Source organism: Scytonema sp. PRP1, from assembly GCF_036697665.2.
GTDB lineage: Bacteria > Cyanobacteriota > Cyanobacteriia > Cyanobacteriales > Nostocaceae > Kalymmatonema > Kalymmatonema gypsitolerans.
In genome coordinates this window covers 147,901-166,484 of the sequence record NZ_JBAHYJ020000059.1, presented here as the reverse complement: position 1 = coordinate 166,484, position 18,584 = coordinate 147,901, and the positions used below count along the sequence as shown (strand labels likewise).

Here is an 18,584-nt window from a genome sequence, read left to right as displayed (position 1 = left end):
GTGTCTGCAAACTCACAACTATAGTATGATGGCTACAATGCGCTTTTCGTATTATGTAGCTACACAACGGAACTGCTTGAGTCGGTTGAGTAGACATTCTACAAAGATCAGGGAGCAATGTATACTTGGTTGTGGTTCAAGAATTTACCTATTAATGACTGGGATTTGTACTAACAACTAAAGCAGGTAGGTGTAATTATTGTACCTAGTAGGTTTTTCTTCCCTTGTTTATAGGAATATTGGTCAGACAAATATCAATACATTCGTATCAGTCTCCCAGCAAGCAAGTGAGATATCAAAACTGGTATAAACATTTAGTAGAGGTTCTTCAACATATTTACAAAAAGCAGTAGTTCCCAGAACCTATCTTTCTTTTGCTCTTGCATGAAAGTTCGTATGAACAAAGTGAAAAATTTATCTTTTCAAGTAGCTCGTGACTGGGTTTTGAAATACCTCAACTAGAAGATGGGTTTTAACCTACAAAGTAAGTTTTTTATCAATGCATAAGTTCCACTCAGATTTGGAGATGAAAATTTTGTGATAAACAAAGTAGATACGCGAGTAGTTCTGACATTTGATGGTCAGGATGATTACATAGATTTTGGTAGGAATGATATTGGTGGTGTTTTTGCTGAGGGGAGTTCAGGCTTTACAATTTCAGGATGGGTTAATCCTCATCAACTAACAAATAAAGCCAGTACCTATGGGACGCGCAATGTTTTTTTTGCCCGTTCTTCAGATAGATTCAGTGATAATTTTGAGTTCGGCATAAGTGAGTCAGGAAATCTAGATGTATACATTGATGAAAAGGTTGACAATGTTATCAAAACCTTTGGCAATGGAGAATTAACTGTCGGACAATGGCACTTCTTTGCTATTGTTTTTAATCAAGGTCAACTAACTGTATATCTTGATGAGCATGAGTATGCTGGCTCTTTGGCAGGTCCTTCTTTAAACAAAGCAACGAGTGCTGTAACTCTTGGCGCAACTTTACACAACAACATATATTTTACAGGTCAATTAGCTAACATCAGCATCTGGAATTACCCCTGTTCCCAAACGGAAATCCAAACGCAACGATATCAGCCTCTAGTTGGGAATGAACAAGGATTAGTAGCTTACTGGACATTAAATGAAGGAGAAGGGACGGCTATCCGAGACCAAACTGGAAATGGCTATGATGGAAAGTTGCATGGCAATCCTACTTGGGATTTAGCAGAATTTCCATTTACGCTCGCACAATCCTCCAATGAGGGTGACAAACAACGTGAGACAGCAAGCCGTTTAGAGGAGAATCCCCCTTTAACAGAAACTGCGGTGGAGCAGAAAGATCCCTCCACTCAAGCGACGGCTGCTTTAGCGCCAGTGGTAGCGAAGGATGAGCGTCAACCAAAAGAAAAAAAAGAGACAAGGAAAAAATCCGCTAACGCCCAAACCTCTGTAACCTCGCAGCCAAAGCAGGAGGGGGAAATCAAAATAGACCAAACTAGTCAAAGCGAAGTTACAGACCAAACTAGTCAAAGTGAAGTTACAGACCAAACTAGTCAAAGCAAAGTTACAGACCAAACTAGTCAAAGCGAAGTTACAGACCAAACTAGTCAAAGCGAAGTTATAAACCAAAGTAGTCAAAGCGAAGTTGTAGTCATTGTTCAACCGCAGGAACAAACAAAAACATTAACTCAGGAGGAATCGCAAGAAACGATGAATACGACAGCGAATCCCAAATATAAAATACTTGCCATTGATGGAGGCGGTATTCGAGGCATTATCCCAGCACTGATACTAGCAGAAATTGAAAAGCGGACGCAAAAGCCAATTTTTAGTTTGTTTGATTTAATTGCAGGTACTTCAAGTGGAGGAATTCTTGCACTCGGACTAACTAAACCCCGATTAACTTCAGAGCTATCTGAGGACTTGTCAGCCGCCCAATACAGTGCTGAGGAACTCGTGCAAATATTTCTTGAATATGGATGTGAGATATTTTACGAGCCATTCTTTGAAAAAATACTCGGTCAGATAGAGGATATATTTCTCCAGCCAAAATATTCTTCTAACGGCAGAGAAGAAATTTTCCGGCAATATTTTGGAGACACTCCTTTAGAAAAGAATCTCAAAGAAGTTTTTGTCACTAGCTACGATATTGAGCAGCGAATTCCTATATTCTTTACAAATAAACTGGAAAAACAACAGACAGAATCTCGAAAGTTTCGCAAGTTATGTGGAGGTTTTACGCTCACAGATGCGGCACTGGCAACGAGCGCTACTCCGACTTATTTTGCTCCCCATCGTATTCCTAGTTCCCATAATACAAACAGCTTCTATACTTTAGTAGATGGAGGATTGGTCGCTAATAATCCAGCCAATTTGGCTATTGTGGAAGCACAAATTAGTAGACAACAAAACAAACAAGTCCTCAACACGGAGGATATCTTAGTACTTTCGTTAGGTACAGGTTCCCTAACGAGTGTTTACCCTTATAACGAGGTCAAAAATTGGGGACTGTTGCAATGGGGAAGACCGCTTTTAAATATTGTGTTTGACGGTGGTAGTGAAGTCGTAGCCGGAGAATTAGAACGGTTGTTTGAGTCTAATAACAAAGAAACTAAAAGTTATTATCGGTTCCAAACATTCTTAACTGGTGAATTGGAAGAAATAGATAATGCCAAACCGGAGAATCTCCGCGAGCTACAAGTAATAGCCCATCGACTGATTGCCGAAAAAAGCCAAGAAATTGATGAGTTGTGTAGTTTTTTATTAGATTAGTTATTATAGCAGAATTCAGAAGTCAGAGGTAAAACAGTTTTTATATCTAGTTTTTAGTCTTAGATTCTGTACTTCACAAGAGCTGCAAACTGCTGTATTACTCTTAATAAGAGAGCTAAACAATCGAAACCCTTCCTACCAAGATGACTGAACAAGAACGCTATTTTACAGCGAACGAAGTGTTGGAGTTATGGAACAATGGGGTCTTTAAGTAAGCCGTCTTATCGGATCGTCGCTATTCCTGGGGAAGGGATTGGTCCAGAAGTTGTGGAAGCTTCCTTAAAAATTCTGCAACACGTTGCTAAACTTGAAGGGTTTACTTTGCAGGTAGACTATGGTTGGCTCGGTGCAGCAGCCTTAGAGCAATTTGGTACTTACTTCCCTCAAGCCACCGCCCAACTATGCGATGGATCTGATGGAATTGTATTTGGTGCGACAAATTTTGGGGGACTGCTAGAACTGCGAAAGCACTTCGACTTTTTTTGCAATCTTCGTCCGATCCGTATTGTTAGTAGTCTGCTGCATAAATCTAGCCTCCGACCAGAGAAAGTTCAAGGACTTGATATGCTCATCGTTCGAGAACTAGTCAGTGGGATTTATTTTGGTCCGGCTGGACGGTCTTGTGATGATAATGGAGCTTATGGCTACCATACTATGCGCTATTATGATGAGGAGATTCGGCGAATTGCTCGCAAAGCCTTACAACAAGCCCAACAGCGACGAGGATTACTCACTGTCGCCCACAAAGAAAACGCCTTACCCCACTTGCCCTGGACTCGTCTAGTGCAAGAAGAAGCCACCCAGTTTCCAAGTGTTATCGTCGAAGCCCTGCTGGTGGATAATTTAGCCATGCAAATGGTTCTGAATCCCCAAAGATTTGATGTGATTTTGGCGGGCAATATGTTTGGAGATATTCTTAGTGATATTGGCGGTGCCTTAGTTGGCTCCATCGGCTTATTAGGATCAGCCAGTCTGAACGCTGATGGATTAGGGCTATACGAAGCGATTCACGGTACAGCCCCAGACATTGCTGGCAAAGGAATTGCTAATCCCCTTGGCACCCTTGGAGCCTGTATTTTAATGCTTCAGCAATGGGGGGAAACGCGAGCTGCCCAACGGATTATTGCAGCGCAAGACCGAATTTTAGCCAAAGGATATCGGACAGCTGATTTGTCTCCTCAAGGAGCAGAAACTTTTGTCAACACTGAAATCCTAGTTGAGCTTTTGCTGGAAGAACTTTCGACCGTGCAACATTCTGAATTAGGAGTACTTCATGACTCATGCAAATAAGGTTTTATACTTAGGAGATGATATCAATACCGATGATATTATTCCGGCTAATCGGGCAACGACAGATGATCCTGATTATTTAAAACAGTATGCTTTAGAGCATCTGATTGGAGTCGGGGAGCTATTAAAATACAATGTGATTGAAGCCGGGGAAAATTTCGGGTGTGGTTCGAGTCGAGAAATTGCCCCCATTGCCCTCAAAGCCGCTGGAATTGAGAAGATTCGGGCGCGATCGTTCGCCGAAATTTTTTATCGTAATAGCATTAATATTGGATTGTCCTTAGAAATTCTGGGGGAAAAACAGCAAAATCCAGTAGTTGATGCGATCGCAGCAGCAGGTGGGCTGATACCTTTTAATCAGATGCGTCGTCAGGGAAAAATTACCATTCCTCCTAGCCTGACTCCTCCACGATCCATGACTTTAGTCGAAAAACTCTTGGCTAAAGCCTCCAGCAATCCCTATGTCCAGCCAGGAGAAGTGGTTTTTGCTCGGGTCGATTTAGCCTTATCCCATGATGCTGTGGCTGCGCCTGTAGCCAAGACATTTTATAAACACTATGGAGAAGGGGCAAAGTTGTGGGATTCTCAAAGGGTGGTTTTGGTTGCAGATCACTTTATTCAAGTCAATGACATCCGTCCTGACAAAAAAGCCTATCTGATGTATGAACAGATGGTTCAGTTTGCCCATGACCAAGGATGCCATTTATTTGATATAGTTTCGCCAGGGGAAGCAGCAGGCATTTGCCATGTTTTGCTACCAGAAAAAGGGTTTGTCCGACCAGGAATGGTAATTGCAGGTACAGATTCCCATACCTGCACATACGGGGCATTGGGAGCCTTTTCCACGGGAGTAGGAACCACAGATATGGCTAATATTTATGCCCTAGGGGATATGTGGATTCGTGTTCCCCAAACCTTAGTATTCGAGTTGTCTGGAACCCTACCTCCCCAAATCAGCGCCAAAGATATTATCCTGTTTATTCTGGGGCAAATCGGCTGTGCTGGCGCTACCAGTAAGGTCATGGAGTTTAGAGGACCAATTCTTGCACAACTGCCGTTTGATGAACGGTTGACTCTAGCCAATATGGCTGTTGAGTGTGGTGCTATGTGTGGCTTGATTGTTCCTGATGAGACGACCCGGAATTATGTGAGAAGTCGTAGTTCAGATGGATTTGAAGAAATTATTGCCGATTCTGATGCTGAGTATGAAAGAGTGTATCAATTTGACCTCAGTCATTTAGAACCGCAAGTCGCCCGCCCCCCGAAACCGGACATGGTAGTACCTATTAGTCAGTTAGAGGACATTCCGATTACCAAAGCTTTTATTGGCTCTTGTACGGGGGGCAAACTCTACGATCTAGCTCAGGCTGCGGAAGTTTTGCAGGGTCGCCAACTAGCAGACGGAGTAAACTTGTTTATTGTACCTGCTTCCGTGGAGATTCGTGAAAAAGCTGAAGCATTAGGCTATCTTGAGATTTTTGAACAAGCAGGCGCACAGATTCTTAAGTCTGGTTGTGGGGCTTGTATCAATTCTGGACTTGGGGTTTTGGCAAAAGAAGAAACGGGGGTTTATGCAACCAATCGCAATTTTAAAGGACGCAGTGGCGATCCAACGGGCAAAAATTATTTGGCTTCCCCAAGAACGGTGGCGATCTCAGCTGTAAAAGGGAAAATCAGTCACAATCTTGATTAAGACTAAGCTATTAGCTCAGGGCAAATAGAGAAAAATTTATAAAATTTTAACCTCATCTGAGCGTGAGTGACTTTTATTTAGCTTAGTCTAGGTTTTGAAATAGGTTTCTTTGTTGACAAAGACTTTAGTCTTTTTTTAACCAAAACGTAAGGATTTGAGGTAATTCCAATGGACGAAATCGTTAAAAAACTTGCCGGTCTGGGTCTTCCTGGCATACTTCTCGTGGTTCTAACAGTCACATCAGGAGGTAGTTCTGCTGCTGTTGCTGCTGCCCTTACAGCGTTGGGAGGTCCATTTGGCATCGTAGGAGGTATAGCCCTGCTTGGTCTAATAACGGTTGTGGGGGATGCTGTAGCTGGATATGGACTTGAAGCCATTCTCAAGGGCATATATACAGAACGTAGCAAAACCGAATCCGTGAGATTTCTCCTCAAAGAAATTCAAGATTTACCCATTTCAGAGGAGCTAAAACTTAAACTGAAAAATCACCTAAGCCCAACAGCCCATACCTATGAAGTCCCTCAGGAACCAAAGACAGTTGAAATTGTCGATGAATAATTTCACTGTTAAATTCGATGACATTTTAGATCGAATGGCACCATCTACAGGCATTGCATAAGTTTGTAACTTTTTTAATGCAAATGAACAACGCAGTAGCGATCCAACAGCTAAAAACTATAGCGGAATTCAATTGAATGAAGTACAGATTTTATCTGTGTCTATCTGTGTCCATCTGTGGTTCATTATTTCTTTGTGTACCTTACTCCGGCTTGCAAACCGCTATATTTGACCTCCCCAAGAACAGTGGCGACCTCAGCCGTAAAAGGGAAAATCAGTCACCATCTTGATTAAAGACTAACTCACATTTTGCATCAGGAATAATTGATGTTTGTAAGACTCAGTACTAGATGTTTGCAAAGTTGCTAATAACACCAAAATTTGAAGCAGATCCCCCCAACCCCCCCCTTAAAAAGGGGGCAAAGAACCTCTCTAAGTCCCCCTTTTTAAGGGGAGCCAGTGACGGGTACGCAGGGGTCTCACGCCAGACGGCACGGGCGGGGGAAGCCCCGCACGCGGCTGGCTCCCCAAGTAGAGCAACTGGCGTGGATTTAGGGGGAGCTAAAATACTTTGGGTAACAAACATGACTTTTCAAACATCCTCTAAGCTTGAAGTCTTTGTTTTACCGATAAAAGCCAATAAAAGAGATGTAACTTTATTGCGCTAGTGTTGACTAAAGCGAGGCTTATACGGATAGGTGCAAGATGTGAGCTAAGCTTTTATCAGGTCAGGGCAAACAGAGAAAGTTTGTAAAATTTTAACCCAAGCTAAGCGTAAGTGGCTCTTATCTAGCTTAGTCTAGATTTTGAAATAGGTTTCTTTATTTACAAAAACTCCTGTCTCGTACCCTTAGTCATGTTTTAACCAAAACGTAAAAACTTAGAGGTAATTCCAATGGACGAAATCGTTAAAAAACTTGCCGGTCTTGGTTTTCCTGGCATAATTCTCGTGATTCTAACAGCCACAGCAGGAGGCAGTTCTGCTGCTGTTACTGCTGCCCTTACAGCGTGGGGAGGACCGTTTGGCATCGTAGGAGGTATCACTCTGCTTGGTCTGGCAACAGTTTTAGGAGATAAGATAGCCGAATATGGAATTGAAGCCATTCTTAAGGGCATCTATGCAGAACGTAGCAAAACCGAATCTGTGACATTTCTCCTTAAAGAAATTAAAGATTTACCCATTTCAGAGGAGCTAAAACTCAAACTGAAAAATCAACTTAGTCCAAAAACCACCAGTACTTATACTGAAGCATCTGAGGGACCAAGGACAGTTGAAATTGTCGATGAATAATTTTACTGTTAAAATCGCTGACATTCTAGATCAAATGGCACCATGTACAGGCGTTGCATAAGTTTGTAACTTTTTTAATGCAAAGGAATGTGGAGTTTGCGTGGAGTAACGTAGAATTTTGCAAAATTTAATGTGCTACAAATTAATCAAATGCTGTACTAAGTTAAGCGATTTTTTCTGTACGAGACGCTGCGCAAAGCGACAACTAAACGGTGCACGAACGCTAACGCATTAAATTGCAATTGTGGTGAGAAAAGAAAATAGTCTGTTAGTCCAATTTCACCGGATTAAACCCTCAAAGGTTATTATTAAAAATAATTGATATGCTCGTGTATTCCATTACTCAAATCTTGCACCATTCTCAATAAGAGCCAGAGGCTCTAATATCTCATTACCAGGTTGAAGCTGGTAACGAGGGTTTGGAAGCTTCGCCGACTCACTGTTGCAACAGATGCAAAATCTCAGATTACTTTCTCAACTTTGAAAAAACACATTTTACAGTCATCCTAAATAGTTTGTGAACAAATCTCTTTATTTCTTCTCTTGGTGTCCTTGGCGACGCCAGTCGTCTAGGTCGGGAAAGCCGTCATTCGCGCTGGCTCGTCTTGGCGGTTGATATAAAAAGCATAATGTTCACGTCCTATCTGGGATTGCTGTATAACCATTATCCAAAATCTAAAATGATTCAGCCTGCTCCTTTATCCCACATATGAAATATTGACGCCTATTTAATTAACTTTATGCAAGAAATTATGATTGGTTCTACTCATTCTGTTGATGATTTTTCTGCTTTAACTGAGCAGGAGCGACATAAAATATTGGTGGAATGGAATGATACAAGGGTAGATTACCCCAAACATTTGTGCATACATCACTTATTTGAAGCACAAGTGGAAAAAACTCCAGACAATATTGCTGTCGTCTTTAATGACCAGAAATTTACCTATCAAGAGTTGAACCACCGAGCCAACAAAATAGCACATTATCTGCAATCTTTGGGTGTAGGGACAGAAGGACTGGTAGGGATTTGCGTTGAACGCTCTTGGGAAATGGTAGTAGGAATGTTGGGCATTCTCAAGGCGGGTGGAGCTTATGTGCCGTTAGATCCAACATATCCCGAAGAACGTCTGAGCTTTATGCTGGCAGATTCACAAGTGCAGGTGCTATTGACTCAGGAAAAGTTCGTTGCAGGGTTTACTGAAAGCGGGGTGAAGACGGTTTGTCTAGATACTGACTGGGAATTTATCAATCACCAAAGCCAAGAGAACCCTACGAGCGACGTGACGCCTGAAAACCTGGCTTATGTCATCTATACCTCTGGTTCTACAGGAACACCAAAGGGAGTCACTGTACCGCATCGGGCTGTCAATCGGTTAGTATGCAACACCAACTATGTGCAGTTAGACAAGAGCGATGCCTACGGCGGTAAACTACGCATTGCCCAAGCCTCAAATGCTTCCTTTGACGCAGCCACTTTCGAGATCTGGGGTGCTCTCTTGCACGGGGCTAAGCTGGTAATCATTCCTCAAAATGTTCTGCTTTCGCCTCGGCATTTCGCAGCGTACATCCGTGAACAAGGAATCAGTGTATTATTCTTGACCACTGCCTTATTTAATCAGTTAGCAAGTATTGTCCCCCAGGCATTTAAAGATGTGCGATACTTGCTATTTGGCGGCGAAGCTGTAGATCCTAAGTCGGTCAAAGCAGTTCTGAGGAATGGAGCACCACAGCGATTGCTACATGTTTATGGTCCGACTGAGAGTACAACATTCTCTTGTTGGTATCTAGTAGAGGACGTTGCAGAAGCGGCAACAACTTTGCCGATTGGTCGCCCGATTTCCAATACACAAATCTACATACTCGATTCCAAACTTCAACCAGTCCCCATTGGTACTTCTGGTGAATTATATATTGGCGGTGACGGCTTGGCACGGGGCTACCTCAACCGCCCAGAATTAACCCAGGAAAAATTTATTCCTAATCCGTTTGAGGATGCAGGAAGCAAGAAGCTTTACAAAACAGGTGACTTAGCTCGGTTCTTAAGCGATGGCAACATTATCTTCATTGGTCGAGTTGATAATCAGGTGAAGATTCGCGGCTTCCGCATTGAACTGGGAGAAATTGAGGCGCTTTTGAGTCAACACCCGGATGTACGTCAGGCAGTGGTCATCGCCCGTGAAGACATTCCTGGTGATAAGCGGCTTGTCGCCTATATTGTTCTTAATCAAAAGCCGGAAGGGAACGTCACTACCTTAAAACGCTTCCTTGAAGAAAAGCTGCCCAATTATATGGTGCCAGCAGTCTTTGTGATTCTCGACTCTTTGCCCCTTACCCCTAATGGTAAGGTGGATCGTCGAAACCTTCCCGCAAGCGATCGCTCGCGTCCCAATCTCGAAGAAACCTTCGTCGCGCCTCGTAACCCAATTGAGGAGAAGTTAGCCCTCATCTGGGCTGAGTTACTGGGACTTGAGCAGATTGGAGCTAATGATAATTTTTTTCATCTGGGTGGTCATTCCCTAATTGCAACTCAGATGCTTTCTCGCGTGCGCGAAGTTTTCACTGTCGAGTTATCTTTTCACCAAATATTTGAAAACCCCACTATAGGGAGTCTAGCTCAACTCATTCAACAGGGTCAAGGAGACCAACAGTGGCAACGTCTTGCCATAGAACGAATTCCCCATGAAGGACTCTTGCCAGTCTCCTTTGCCCAAGAGCGAGTGTACTTCATCCAGCAATTGGCTCCAGAAAGTAACGCCTACCAATTCCAGGCAACTCTGCGATTTCATGGTCAACTCAATATAGCAGTATTACAACAGTGCCTCAGCGAGATTGTACTGCGTCATGAAATCTTTCGCACAACTTATCCTGGGGTAAATGGGCGGCTATTTCAGGTCATCCACCCACACCAACCAATCAGTTTCACAGTAATTGACGTCCAGTCATTCCCTGAATCTGAGCGTCAAACAGAGGCTCAGAAACTAGTTGAGACAGAAGTGCAAAAGCCCCTTGACCTGAATCAATTACCATTAGTTAAGTGGGTTTTGTTGAAGTTAAATGACCAAGAACATCTGTTGATCCACATCGAACATCACATGATTCATGATGGTTGGTCATTCAACGTGTTCCTGGGTGAATTGGTGGAACTTTATCAAGCATTCTCTTTGGGTAATCCTTCTCCACTGACTGAACCACTCTTGCAGTTTGCAGACTTTGCCCATTGGCAGCGACAGTGGGTCAAAAGCCAGGAAGCCCAAGCCCAATTAGCTTACTGGCAACAGAAGTTATCCGGCAGTTCACCGTTGTTGGAATTACCATTAGACCGCCCGCGACCAGCCGAACAAACTTACAAGGGCAATCAAATTAGGGTAGAGTTGCCCATCGACTTGTGCGAATCTCTGCGAGTTCTGAGCCGTCAAGAAGGTGTTACCTTATTCATGACGATGCTGGCAACTTTTTTGGTAATGTTACACCGCTACACTGGACAGGACGATCTGTGCGTGGGGACTGCTGTTGCCAATCGGCGGATGCACGAGATAGAGAAGTTAATTGGCATGATTGTCAATAACTTGGTTTTACGCACCGATTTGTCAGGTAATCCTACATTTCGGGAGTTACTTGGTCGAGTGCGCTCCTGTACTATGGAAGCTTATGCTAACGAAGACTTACCCTTCGATAAAGTGGTGGAAGTTCTCAAGCCAATACGCAACTTGAGTCACAATCCCTTGTTTCAAGTAATGTTCAGCTTCCATGATTCCCCCATGCCGGACTTGAGTCTCCCTGGCTTGGACATCAGCTTGCATGAACCCATCAGCAACAAATCCGCTAAGTTTGATCTGGATTTCCTGGTCATACCGCGTTTTGAACAACGTGTGCAAAACGGTTCTAAAACAGGAGCCAAGGGAATTACCCTAGTCTTAGAATACAACAGCGACCTCTTCGATGCTGCTACAATCCAACGAATGCTGGAGCAGTATCAAAATTTACTAGAGGTAATTGTTACTAACCCAGAGCAGCATCTTGGGGAATTACCTCTGTTAACTCAGGCTCAACAACAGTTGCTGGTGAAATGGAATCAAACTCACAGGGAATATGCAAAAGACGAGTGTATCCATGAGTTATTTGCGACTCAGGTCGAGTTAACACCTAATGCTATAGCTGTAGAGCAGGATGGTCAACAATTAACCTACCGTGAATTGAGCGATCGCGCCAACCAAATAGCACACTATCTGCAAAGTTTGGGAGTCAAACCAGAAACCCTAGTTGGTATCTGCGTTGACCGTTCTCTTGAAATGATAGTTGGCTTACTCGGCATTCTCAAAGCGGGTGGTGCTTATGTTCCCCTTGACCCTGCTTATCCCAAAGAGCGACTGGCTGAGATTCTAGAAGATACGCAACTGGGCATCCTGTTGACTCAACAAAGATTGCAGGACAAACTACCAGATTATACTGGAAAAACAATTTGTTTAGATACGGACTGGTCAGTCATTGCTCAACACAGTACTGTCAATCCTATTACTGACGTTCAACTCCACAACCTTGCTTACATTATTTACACCTCTGGTTCCACGGGTAAACCCAAAGGAGTGATGATTGAACATCGGTCACTGATAAATTTTGTCATGACTGCCACCCACGAATATGGAATTAATCCAAGCGAGCGCATTCTCCAATTTGCGTCTATCTGCTTTGATACATCTATTGAAGAAATCTTTCCTTGTCTTTTAGTCGGTGCAACGTTAATATTACGCACCGAACAGATGTTGCACTCCAGCGATGAATTTTGGCGATGTTGCCGAGAATGGCAATTGACCATGTTGGATCTCCCCACAGCATACTGGCATCAGTTGGTGGCGGAACTTAACCCTCAAGACGGACGTATTCCCGCAAGTCTGAAAATCGTGATTATTGGTGGAGAAGAAGCTCAACTTGAAAAAGTGAAGCATTGGCACAGTAGTGTTGCTCATCTCCCTAATCCACCCCAATTATTTAATAGTTACGGACCAACGGAAGCAACGGTCATCACCACCCTACACTGCCTCAATTCCTCAACCGCCACTTCTGTTGCGATTGGACGACCTATAAGCAATACTCAAGTTTATATCTTAGATCAATATCTGCAACCTGTACCGATAGGAGTTCCTGGAGAACTGCACATTGGCGGAGCTTCCTTAGCTAGAGGGTATTGGCAACGTCCTGAACTTACAGCGGAAAAATTTATCCAGAATCCGATTGCTTATGCCACCTGTGACCGACTATACAAAACAGGAGATTTAGCAAGATTTCGAGCAGATGGCACCCTGGAATATCTCGGTCGAGTTGACAACCAGGTGAAGATTCGCGGCTTCCGCATCGAGTTGGGAGAAATTGAGACGACGCTACGTCAACATCCACAGGTGTTCCAAGCTGTCGTCATTGCCCGTGAAGACATTCCCGGACAAAAACGCTTAGTGGCTTATGTTGTGCCGCACCAGCTGCAACCAACAACCGATGAATTGCGCCATTTTCTCAAGCAGAAGCTACCTAATTATATGGTGCCCTCGGCGTTCGTGGTGCTGGAAGCGCTGCCCATGACACCCAACCAGAAGGTAGACTACCGCGCCCTACCGACGCCTGAGTTTTCTCGCAGTGCAGAAGATAAATTTGTTGCGGCCCGTACACTTACAGAAGAGAAATTAGCGGCAATCTGGTCAGAAATTTTAAGACTAGAAAAAGTCGGCATCCATGATAACTTTTTTGAACTGGGTGGAGATTCTATCCTCAGCATTCAGATAATTTCCCGTGCGAATCAGGCGGGTATCCAAATTGCTCCCAAACAGCTATTTAAGTACCAAACGGTTGCTGAGTTAGCTGCTGTGGCAGGTATTACTCGCTCTGTCAAAGCAGAACAAGGGTTAGTGACAGGTAAGGTGGTGCTGACACCAATCCAGCAGTGGTTTTTCGAGCAGAAATTGTCCGAACCTGATTATTTTAACCAGTCAGCACTGTTGGAAGTGCCAGCAGAGTTGACACATAAGCAATTGCAGCAAATACTGCAACAATTGTTACTGCATCATGATGCTCTACGTCTGCAGTTTATGCAGGAAGGGGAACACTGGCAGCAAATTAACGCCGCAGCCCAGGAAACTATACCATTGAGTGTCATCGATTTGTCATACTTGTCAAAAGAAGGACAAGAAACAGCGATGAACACTGCGGATGCTGAACTTCAGGCTAGTATGAACTTATCTACTGGGCCAATCGCACGAGTGGCGCTGTTTCGGTTGGGTAAGAATCAACCAGGTCGGTTACTGTTCATCATCCATCACTTAGCAGTAGATGGCATCTCCTGGCGGATATTGCTCGAAGACTTAGCTACTGCTTACCAACAAATTAGCCGTGGCGAAGCTATTAAACTACCAGCTAAGACAACTTCCTTCCAATATTGGAGCGATCGCCTGAAAGAATATGGACAATCAGAGGCAATTGCCACGGAGTTAGATTACTGGTTGAATAAGTATAATTTTAAAGTTACTAGCTTGCCAGTAGACTATCCTTTAGGTAAAGAGGAAAACACCTTAGCCTCAACCGCTACTGTGTCACTTTCTTTAAGTGAAGAACAGACCCGTACCTTATTGCAGGATGTGCCGTCTGCTTACAACACTCAAATTAATGATGTGCTGTTAACTGCCCTAGTGCAAAGCTTTGCCCAATGGACAGGAGAACGTTCCCTGCTTGTTGATTTAGAGGGACATGGACGGGAAGACTTATTTGAGGATGTGGATTTGTCGCGCACTGTCGGTTGGTTTACCACCTTGTTCCCCGTTCGCCTACAGCTAGAAGAAGTTGACCTTCCAGGAGAGGCTTTAAAGTTAGTCAAAGAACAACTGCGGCGTATTCCCAATCGGGGTATTGGTTATGGGGTGTTGCGATATTTGAACGAAAACGCTGCAATATGCACAAAACTACAAGCACTCCCCCAAGCACAAGTGAGTTTTAACTATCTTGGTCAGTTCGACCAGGTGCTTAGGGCGTCTGACGTGTTGGGTTCGGCTAAAGAATTTAAAGCTGAACAAAGCTTACTCAATAAGCGCAGCCATCTGTTAGGAGTCAGCGGATTCATTCGTGCAGGCAAATTGGAAATGACTTGGGCTTACAGCGAGAAAGTTCATCAAAGAACTACCATTGAGCGTTTGGCTTTGGGATTTATGGAGGCATTAAAAACCTTGATTGCTCACTGTCAGTCAGAAGACTCACAAGGTTATACCCCTTCTGACTTTTCGGCTGCCAAACTCAATCAACAACAGCTTGATAAATTCCTATCCAAAATTAACAAAGACAAAACCAAGTAGTCATTAGTCATTGTAGAGACGCGCCATGGCGCGTCTGTACATCTTTGTCATTAGTCCCTCAATCCCCAATCCCCAATCCCCAATCCCCAGTCCCCAATCCCCAAACCAGAGGTAGTTTAGTGAAGAATATCGAAGACCTTTATGAACTTTCGCCCATGCAGCAAGGGATGCTCTTTCATACCCTTTATGCGCCAGAATCAGAACTTTATTTCGAGCAATTGCTTTGCACCCTCTCTGGGGAATTGAATTTTCCTGCATTTGTGCAGGCTTGGCAGCAGGTTGTTGCGCGACACCCAGTTTTACGCAGTTCTTTTTATTGGGAAGAGATAGAAAAGCCCTTGCAAATGGTGAGTAAGCAAGTGGAACTCCCATGGGTGGAACTGGATTGGCGTAATTTAACACCCGATGAACAACAACAGCATCTAGAGGATTTTTTGGAAGGCGATCGCCAAAAAGGCTTTCAACTAGATGTTGCTCCCCTAATGCGCTTCACCGTCATCCACCTAGGGGAACAGATATACAAATTTATTTGGAGCCATCATCATATTCTCTTTGATGGTTGGTCAATGCAGATTGTGCTGAAAGAAGTTTTAGCTTTCTATGAAGCTAACCATCGAGGCGAACATTTACGCCTGCTTCCCTCTCGCCCTTATCGAGAGTATATTGATTGGTTACAACAAAAGGATATTGCTCAGGCAAAAAACTTTTGGCAACAAACTCTCCAGGGATTTGAGGCTCCTACCTCTTTAGGAGGGAACAGGGGACAGGGGACAGGGGACAGGGAACAAGGAAGATACGATGAGCAACCTTTCCAATTATCTCAATCGGTAACTGAGAAGCTGCAATATGCGGCGCGACAGCATCATTTAACCTTGAATAATTTGGTGCAAGGAGCATGGGCGTTACTCCTTTCCCGCTACAACGGGGAAAGTGATGTAGTCTTTGGTGCAACTGTATCCGGTCGCCCACCGAACTTGGCGGGAGTCGATTCAATGGTCGGGCTATTGATCAACACCCTCCCCATACGGGTACAAGTTACAGCCAAGACAGAATTATTACCCTGGCTCAAGCATTTACAAACCCAAGCATTTGAGCAGGAACAGTATGCTTATTATTCCCTGGCAGAAATTCAGCGCCTAAGTGATGTTCCCCCAAAAATGCCACTGTTCGACAGCCTTTTAGTATTTGAGAATTATCCTTACTTTTCACGGGATCGGTCAAACCTCTCTTCCAAACCTCTCTCCTGCAAGGAGAGAGGCTTTAAATTCTCCCCCTTCCCTATTAGGGAAGGGGGCTGGGGGGTTAGGTTTCGCGTTGGTTTTTCCAGATGACGTGAAAAAAAGTCAGGAGAATTATCCGCTCGATTCTACTGAACAGCAAACCAAAAAAACTTTAGAAATTAGTCATCTTCGTTGTTTTGAACGCACGAATTATCCTCTCACGGTCGTGGTGAATCCTGAATCGCAATTGTCTGGCAGGATTGTCTATGATACCAGTCACTTCGAGGAACAGACAATTGCCCGCATGATTGGACATTTCCAAACATTACTAGAAGGAATGGCAACCAATCTACAACAAGATATTTCGCAATTATCCCTGCTTAGTGCAGCCGAACAGGAACAAATACTTCTACAAGAGAATAGCCAAAATATAGATTCTATTCATTATAAATGTATTCATAGTTTATTTGAAGAACAAGTAGAAAAAACCCCTGACGCAGTAGCAGTTGTATTTGAAAAGCAACGCTTAACTTATCGAGAGTTGAATAACCGCGCCAATCAATTAGCCCATTACCTACAAGCGCTGGGAGTTAAACCCGAAGTACGGGTGGGAATTTGTGTCGAGCGAGCCTCCGTAGGAGGAGCTTCGCTAACGCCTTTAATGGTGATAGGAATACTCGCTATTCTCAAAGCGGGTGGGGCTTATGTTCCGCTAGACCCCGCTTATCCCACCGAAAGACTAGAGTTTATGTTAGGAGATGTACAGGCACCAATTTTACTAACACAAACTCACTTGTGCGATTGCGATCGCCGTACCCGGCGGGGCTTCGCCCATCGCCTTCCTATCCACAATCAAACAGTGGTGAATCTTGACTCAGATTGGGAAATAATTGGCCAATACAAAGAAGACAATTTGCTTAGTGAAGTTAATCCAGAAAATTTAGCTTATATCATATATACCTCTGGATCAACGGGAACACCAAAAGGAACAGAAGTTCCCCACCGTAGCATTATTGGTTTTATGTTTGGGGTTGATTACATTCAACTTGATGCAAACCAAATTTGGCTACAACATTCATCGATTTCCTGGGATGCACTAACCCTAGAACTTTGGACGCCCTTGCTTTACGGGGGGCGTTGTGTGCTTTATCCAGACAAAATTCCCACACCTGAGGGCTTAAGCCGCATCATCCAAGAACAGGAGGTTAACACCCTGTTTCTGACTACGGCTTTATTCAATCTCATGATTGACACAATGCCTGAAGGTTTGTCAGGAGTTAAACAACTGCTGTTTGGGGGAGAATCCGTTTCTATACCTCATGTTCGTCGCGCCTTAGAACTATTGCCTGGAACCCAAATTATTCATGCTTATGGTCCTTCCGAATGTACAGTTTTTACTTCTTGTTACCCGATTCCTAAACAACTTGCTCAAAATGTCCATTCCATTCCCATCGGAAAACCTATCGGCGACAGGAAAGTTTACTTACTAGATGGGGATTTACACAGGGTTCCTCTTGAGGTTCCTGGAGAACTTTATGTGGGTGGGGCAAGTGTTGCTAGAGGTTACTTAAATCAACCAACATTAACCCGTGAAAGATTTATTCCTAATCCTTTTGTTGAGGGTGAAACACTTTACAAAACCGGAGATTTAGTCCGCCGTCTCCCTGATGGAAATCTGGAATTTCTAGGTCGAATTGATACACAAGTTAAGATTCGGGGTTTTCGCATCGAATTAGAAGAAATTGAGGCGGTTTTAATTCAACACCCAGATATAAAGCAAGTCGTAGTCATTGCGCGGGAAGATGAACCCGGAAACAAGTACTTAGTTGCCTATCTCCTAACCAAAGATAACCCACCAACTGCTAGCACTCTGCGAAACTTCCTCAAGAAAAAGCTGCCTGACTACATGATTCCCGCCGCTTTCGTATTTCTTGAGGAATTCCCTCTAACTCCTAATGGTAAGATAAATCGCCGTGCTTTGCCTGCTCCAGATGTTTCCCAAAGAAGCTTAGACGTTGATTTTGTTGCTCCTCGCACGTCTACCGAACAAGAATTAGCCACAATTTGGACTGAAGTTCTCAGATTAAAACAGGTTGGAATTCACGATAACTTTTTCGAGTTGGGTGGACATTCTTTACTCGCAACCCAAGTCGTTTCTCGATTAAGAGAAGCCTTTTCTCTAAATTTTCCTCTGCGTTATCTGTTTGAAAATCCAACCATTGCTGAACTCGCCCAAAAAGTGATTGCTCAACAGATTGAACAAGCAGAAAATGATGCCTTAGCACAGATTTTAGGGGAAGTCGATCAGTTATCAGAGGAAGAAGTGACACAACAATTACTTCGGGAAGATGCCAGTTTTGTAGAAATATAGATTCTTGTGGGGTGGGCATCCTGCCCGCCCTTGATACCTGGGCAGGCTAGAAGCCCACCCCACAAGAGGT

Annotated in this window: 7 protein-coding genes and 2 pseudogenes; all 9 read left to right on the top strand. The window is 43.7% G+C overall.

Annotated features, from left to right (window positions below; translation table 11 throughout):
• The first annotated feature begins 537 nt into the window (after window positions 1-537).
• Window positions 538-2,763 (top strand): patatin-like phospholipase family protein, encoded by a 2,226-nt coding sequence (locus V5G28_RS12035; RefSeq protein ID WP_332997553.1) that lies wholly within the window; start codon window positions 538-540, stop codon window positions 2,761-2,763.
• Window positions 2,764-2,961: 198 nt separating this feature from the next.
• Entirely contained in the window at window positions 2,962-4,053 is a 1,092-nt protein-coding gene (locus V5G28_RS12030; RefSeq protein ID WP_332997551.1) for an isocitrate/isopropylmalate dehydrogenase family protein, read from the top strand.
• A 139-nt stretch (window positions 4,054-4,192) separates the two neighbouring features.
• Window positions 4,193-4,336: pseudogene (locus V5G28_RS36675) on the top strand (3-isopropylmalate dehydratase); the annotation flags it as partial.
• 78 nt (window positions 4,337-4,414) lie between these two features.
• Window positions 4,415-5,746 (top strand): 3-isopropylmalate dehydratase large subunit, encoded by a 1,332-nt coding sequence (locus V5G28_RS12025; RefSeq protein ID WP_442994256.1) that lies wholly within the window; start codon window positions 4,415-4,417, stop codon window positions 5,744-5,746.
• A 168-nt stretch (window positions 5,747-5,914) separates the two neighbouring features.
• The gene (locus V5G28_RS12020; RefSeq protein WP_332997547.1) at window positions 5,915-6,304 is read left to right on the top strand and encodes a hypothetical protein; all 390 of its coding nucleotides are present in this window, start codon (window positions 5,915-5,917) and stop codon (window positions 6,302-6,304) included.
• Between the two features lie 895 nt (window positions 6,305-7,199).
• Complete coding sequence (locus tag V5G28_RS12015; protein WP_332997545.1) at window positions 7,200-7,595, top strand: hypothetical protein; 396 nt, start codon at window positions 7,200-7,202, stop codon at window positions 7,593-7,595.
• Window positions 7,596-8,335: 740 nt separating this feature from the next.
• Window positions 8,336-14,923, top strand: coding sequence for an amino acid adenylation domain-containing protein (locus tag V5G28_RS12010; RefSeq protein WP_332997543.1), 6,588 nt, complete (start codon window positions 8,336-8,338; stop codon window positions 14,921-14,923).
• Window positions 14,924-15,042: 119 nt separating this feature from the next.
• The gene (locus tag V5G28_RS12005; protein WP_336230445.1) at window positions 15,043-16,254 is read left to right on the top strand and encodes a condensation domain-containing protein; all 1,212 of its coding nucleotides are present in this window, start codon (window positions 15,043-15,045) and stop codon (window positions 16,252-16,254) included.
• Between the two features lie 16 nt (window positions 16,255-16,270).
• A pseudogene (locus V5G28_RS12000) lies at window positions 16,271-18,514 on the top strand (non-ribosomal peptide synthetase); the annotation flags it as partial.
• Window positions 18,515-18,584: the final 70 nt, after the last annotated feature.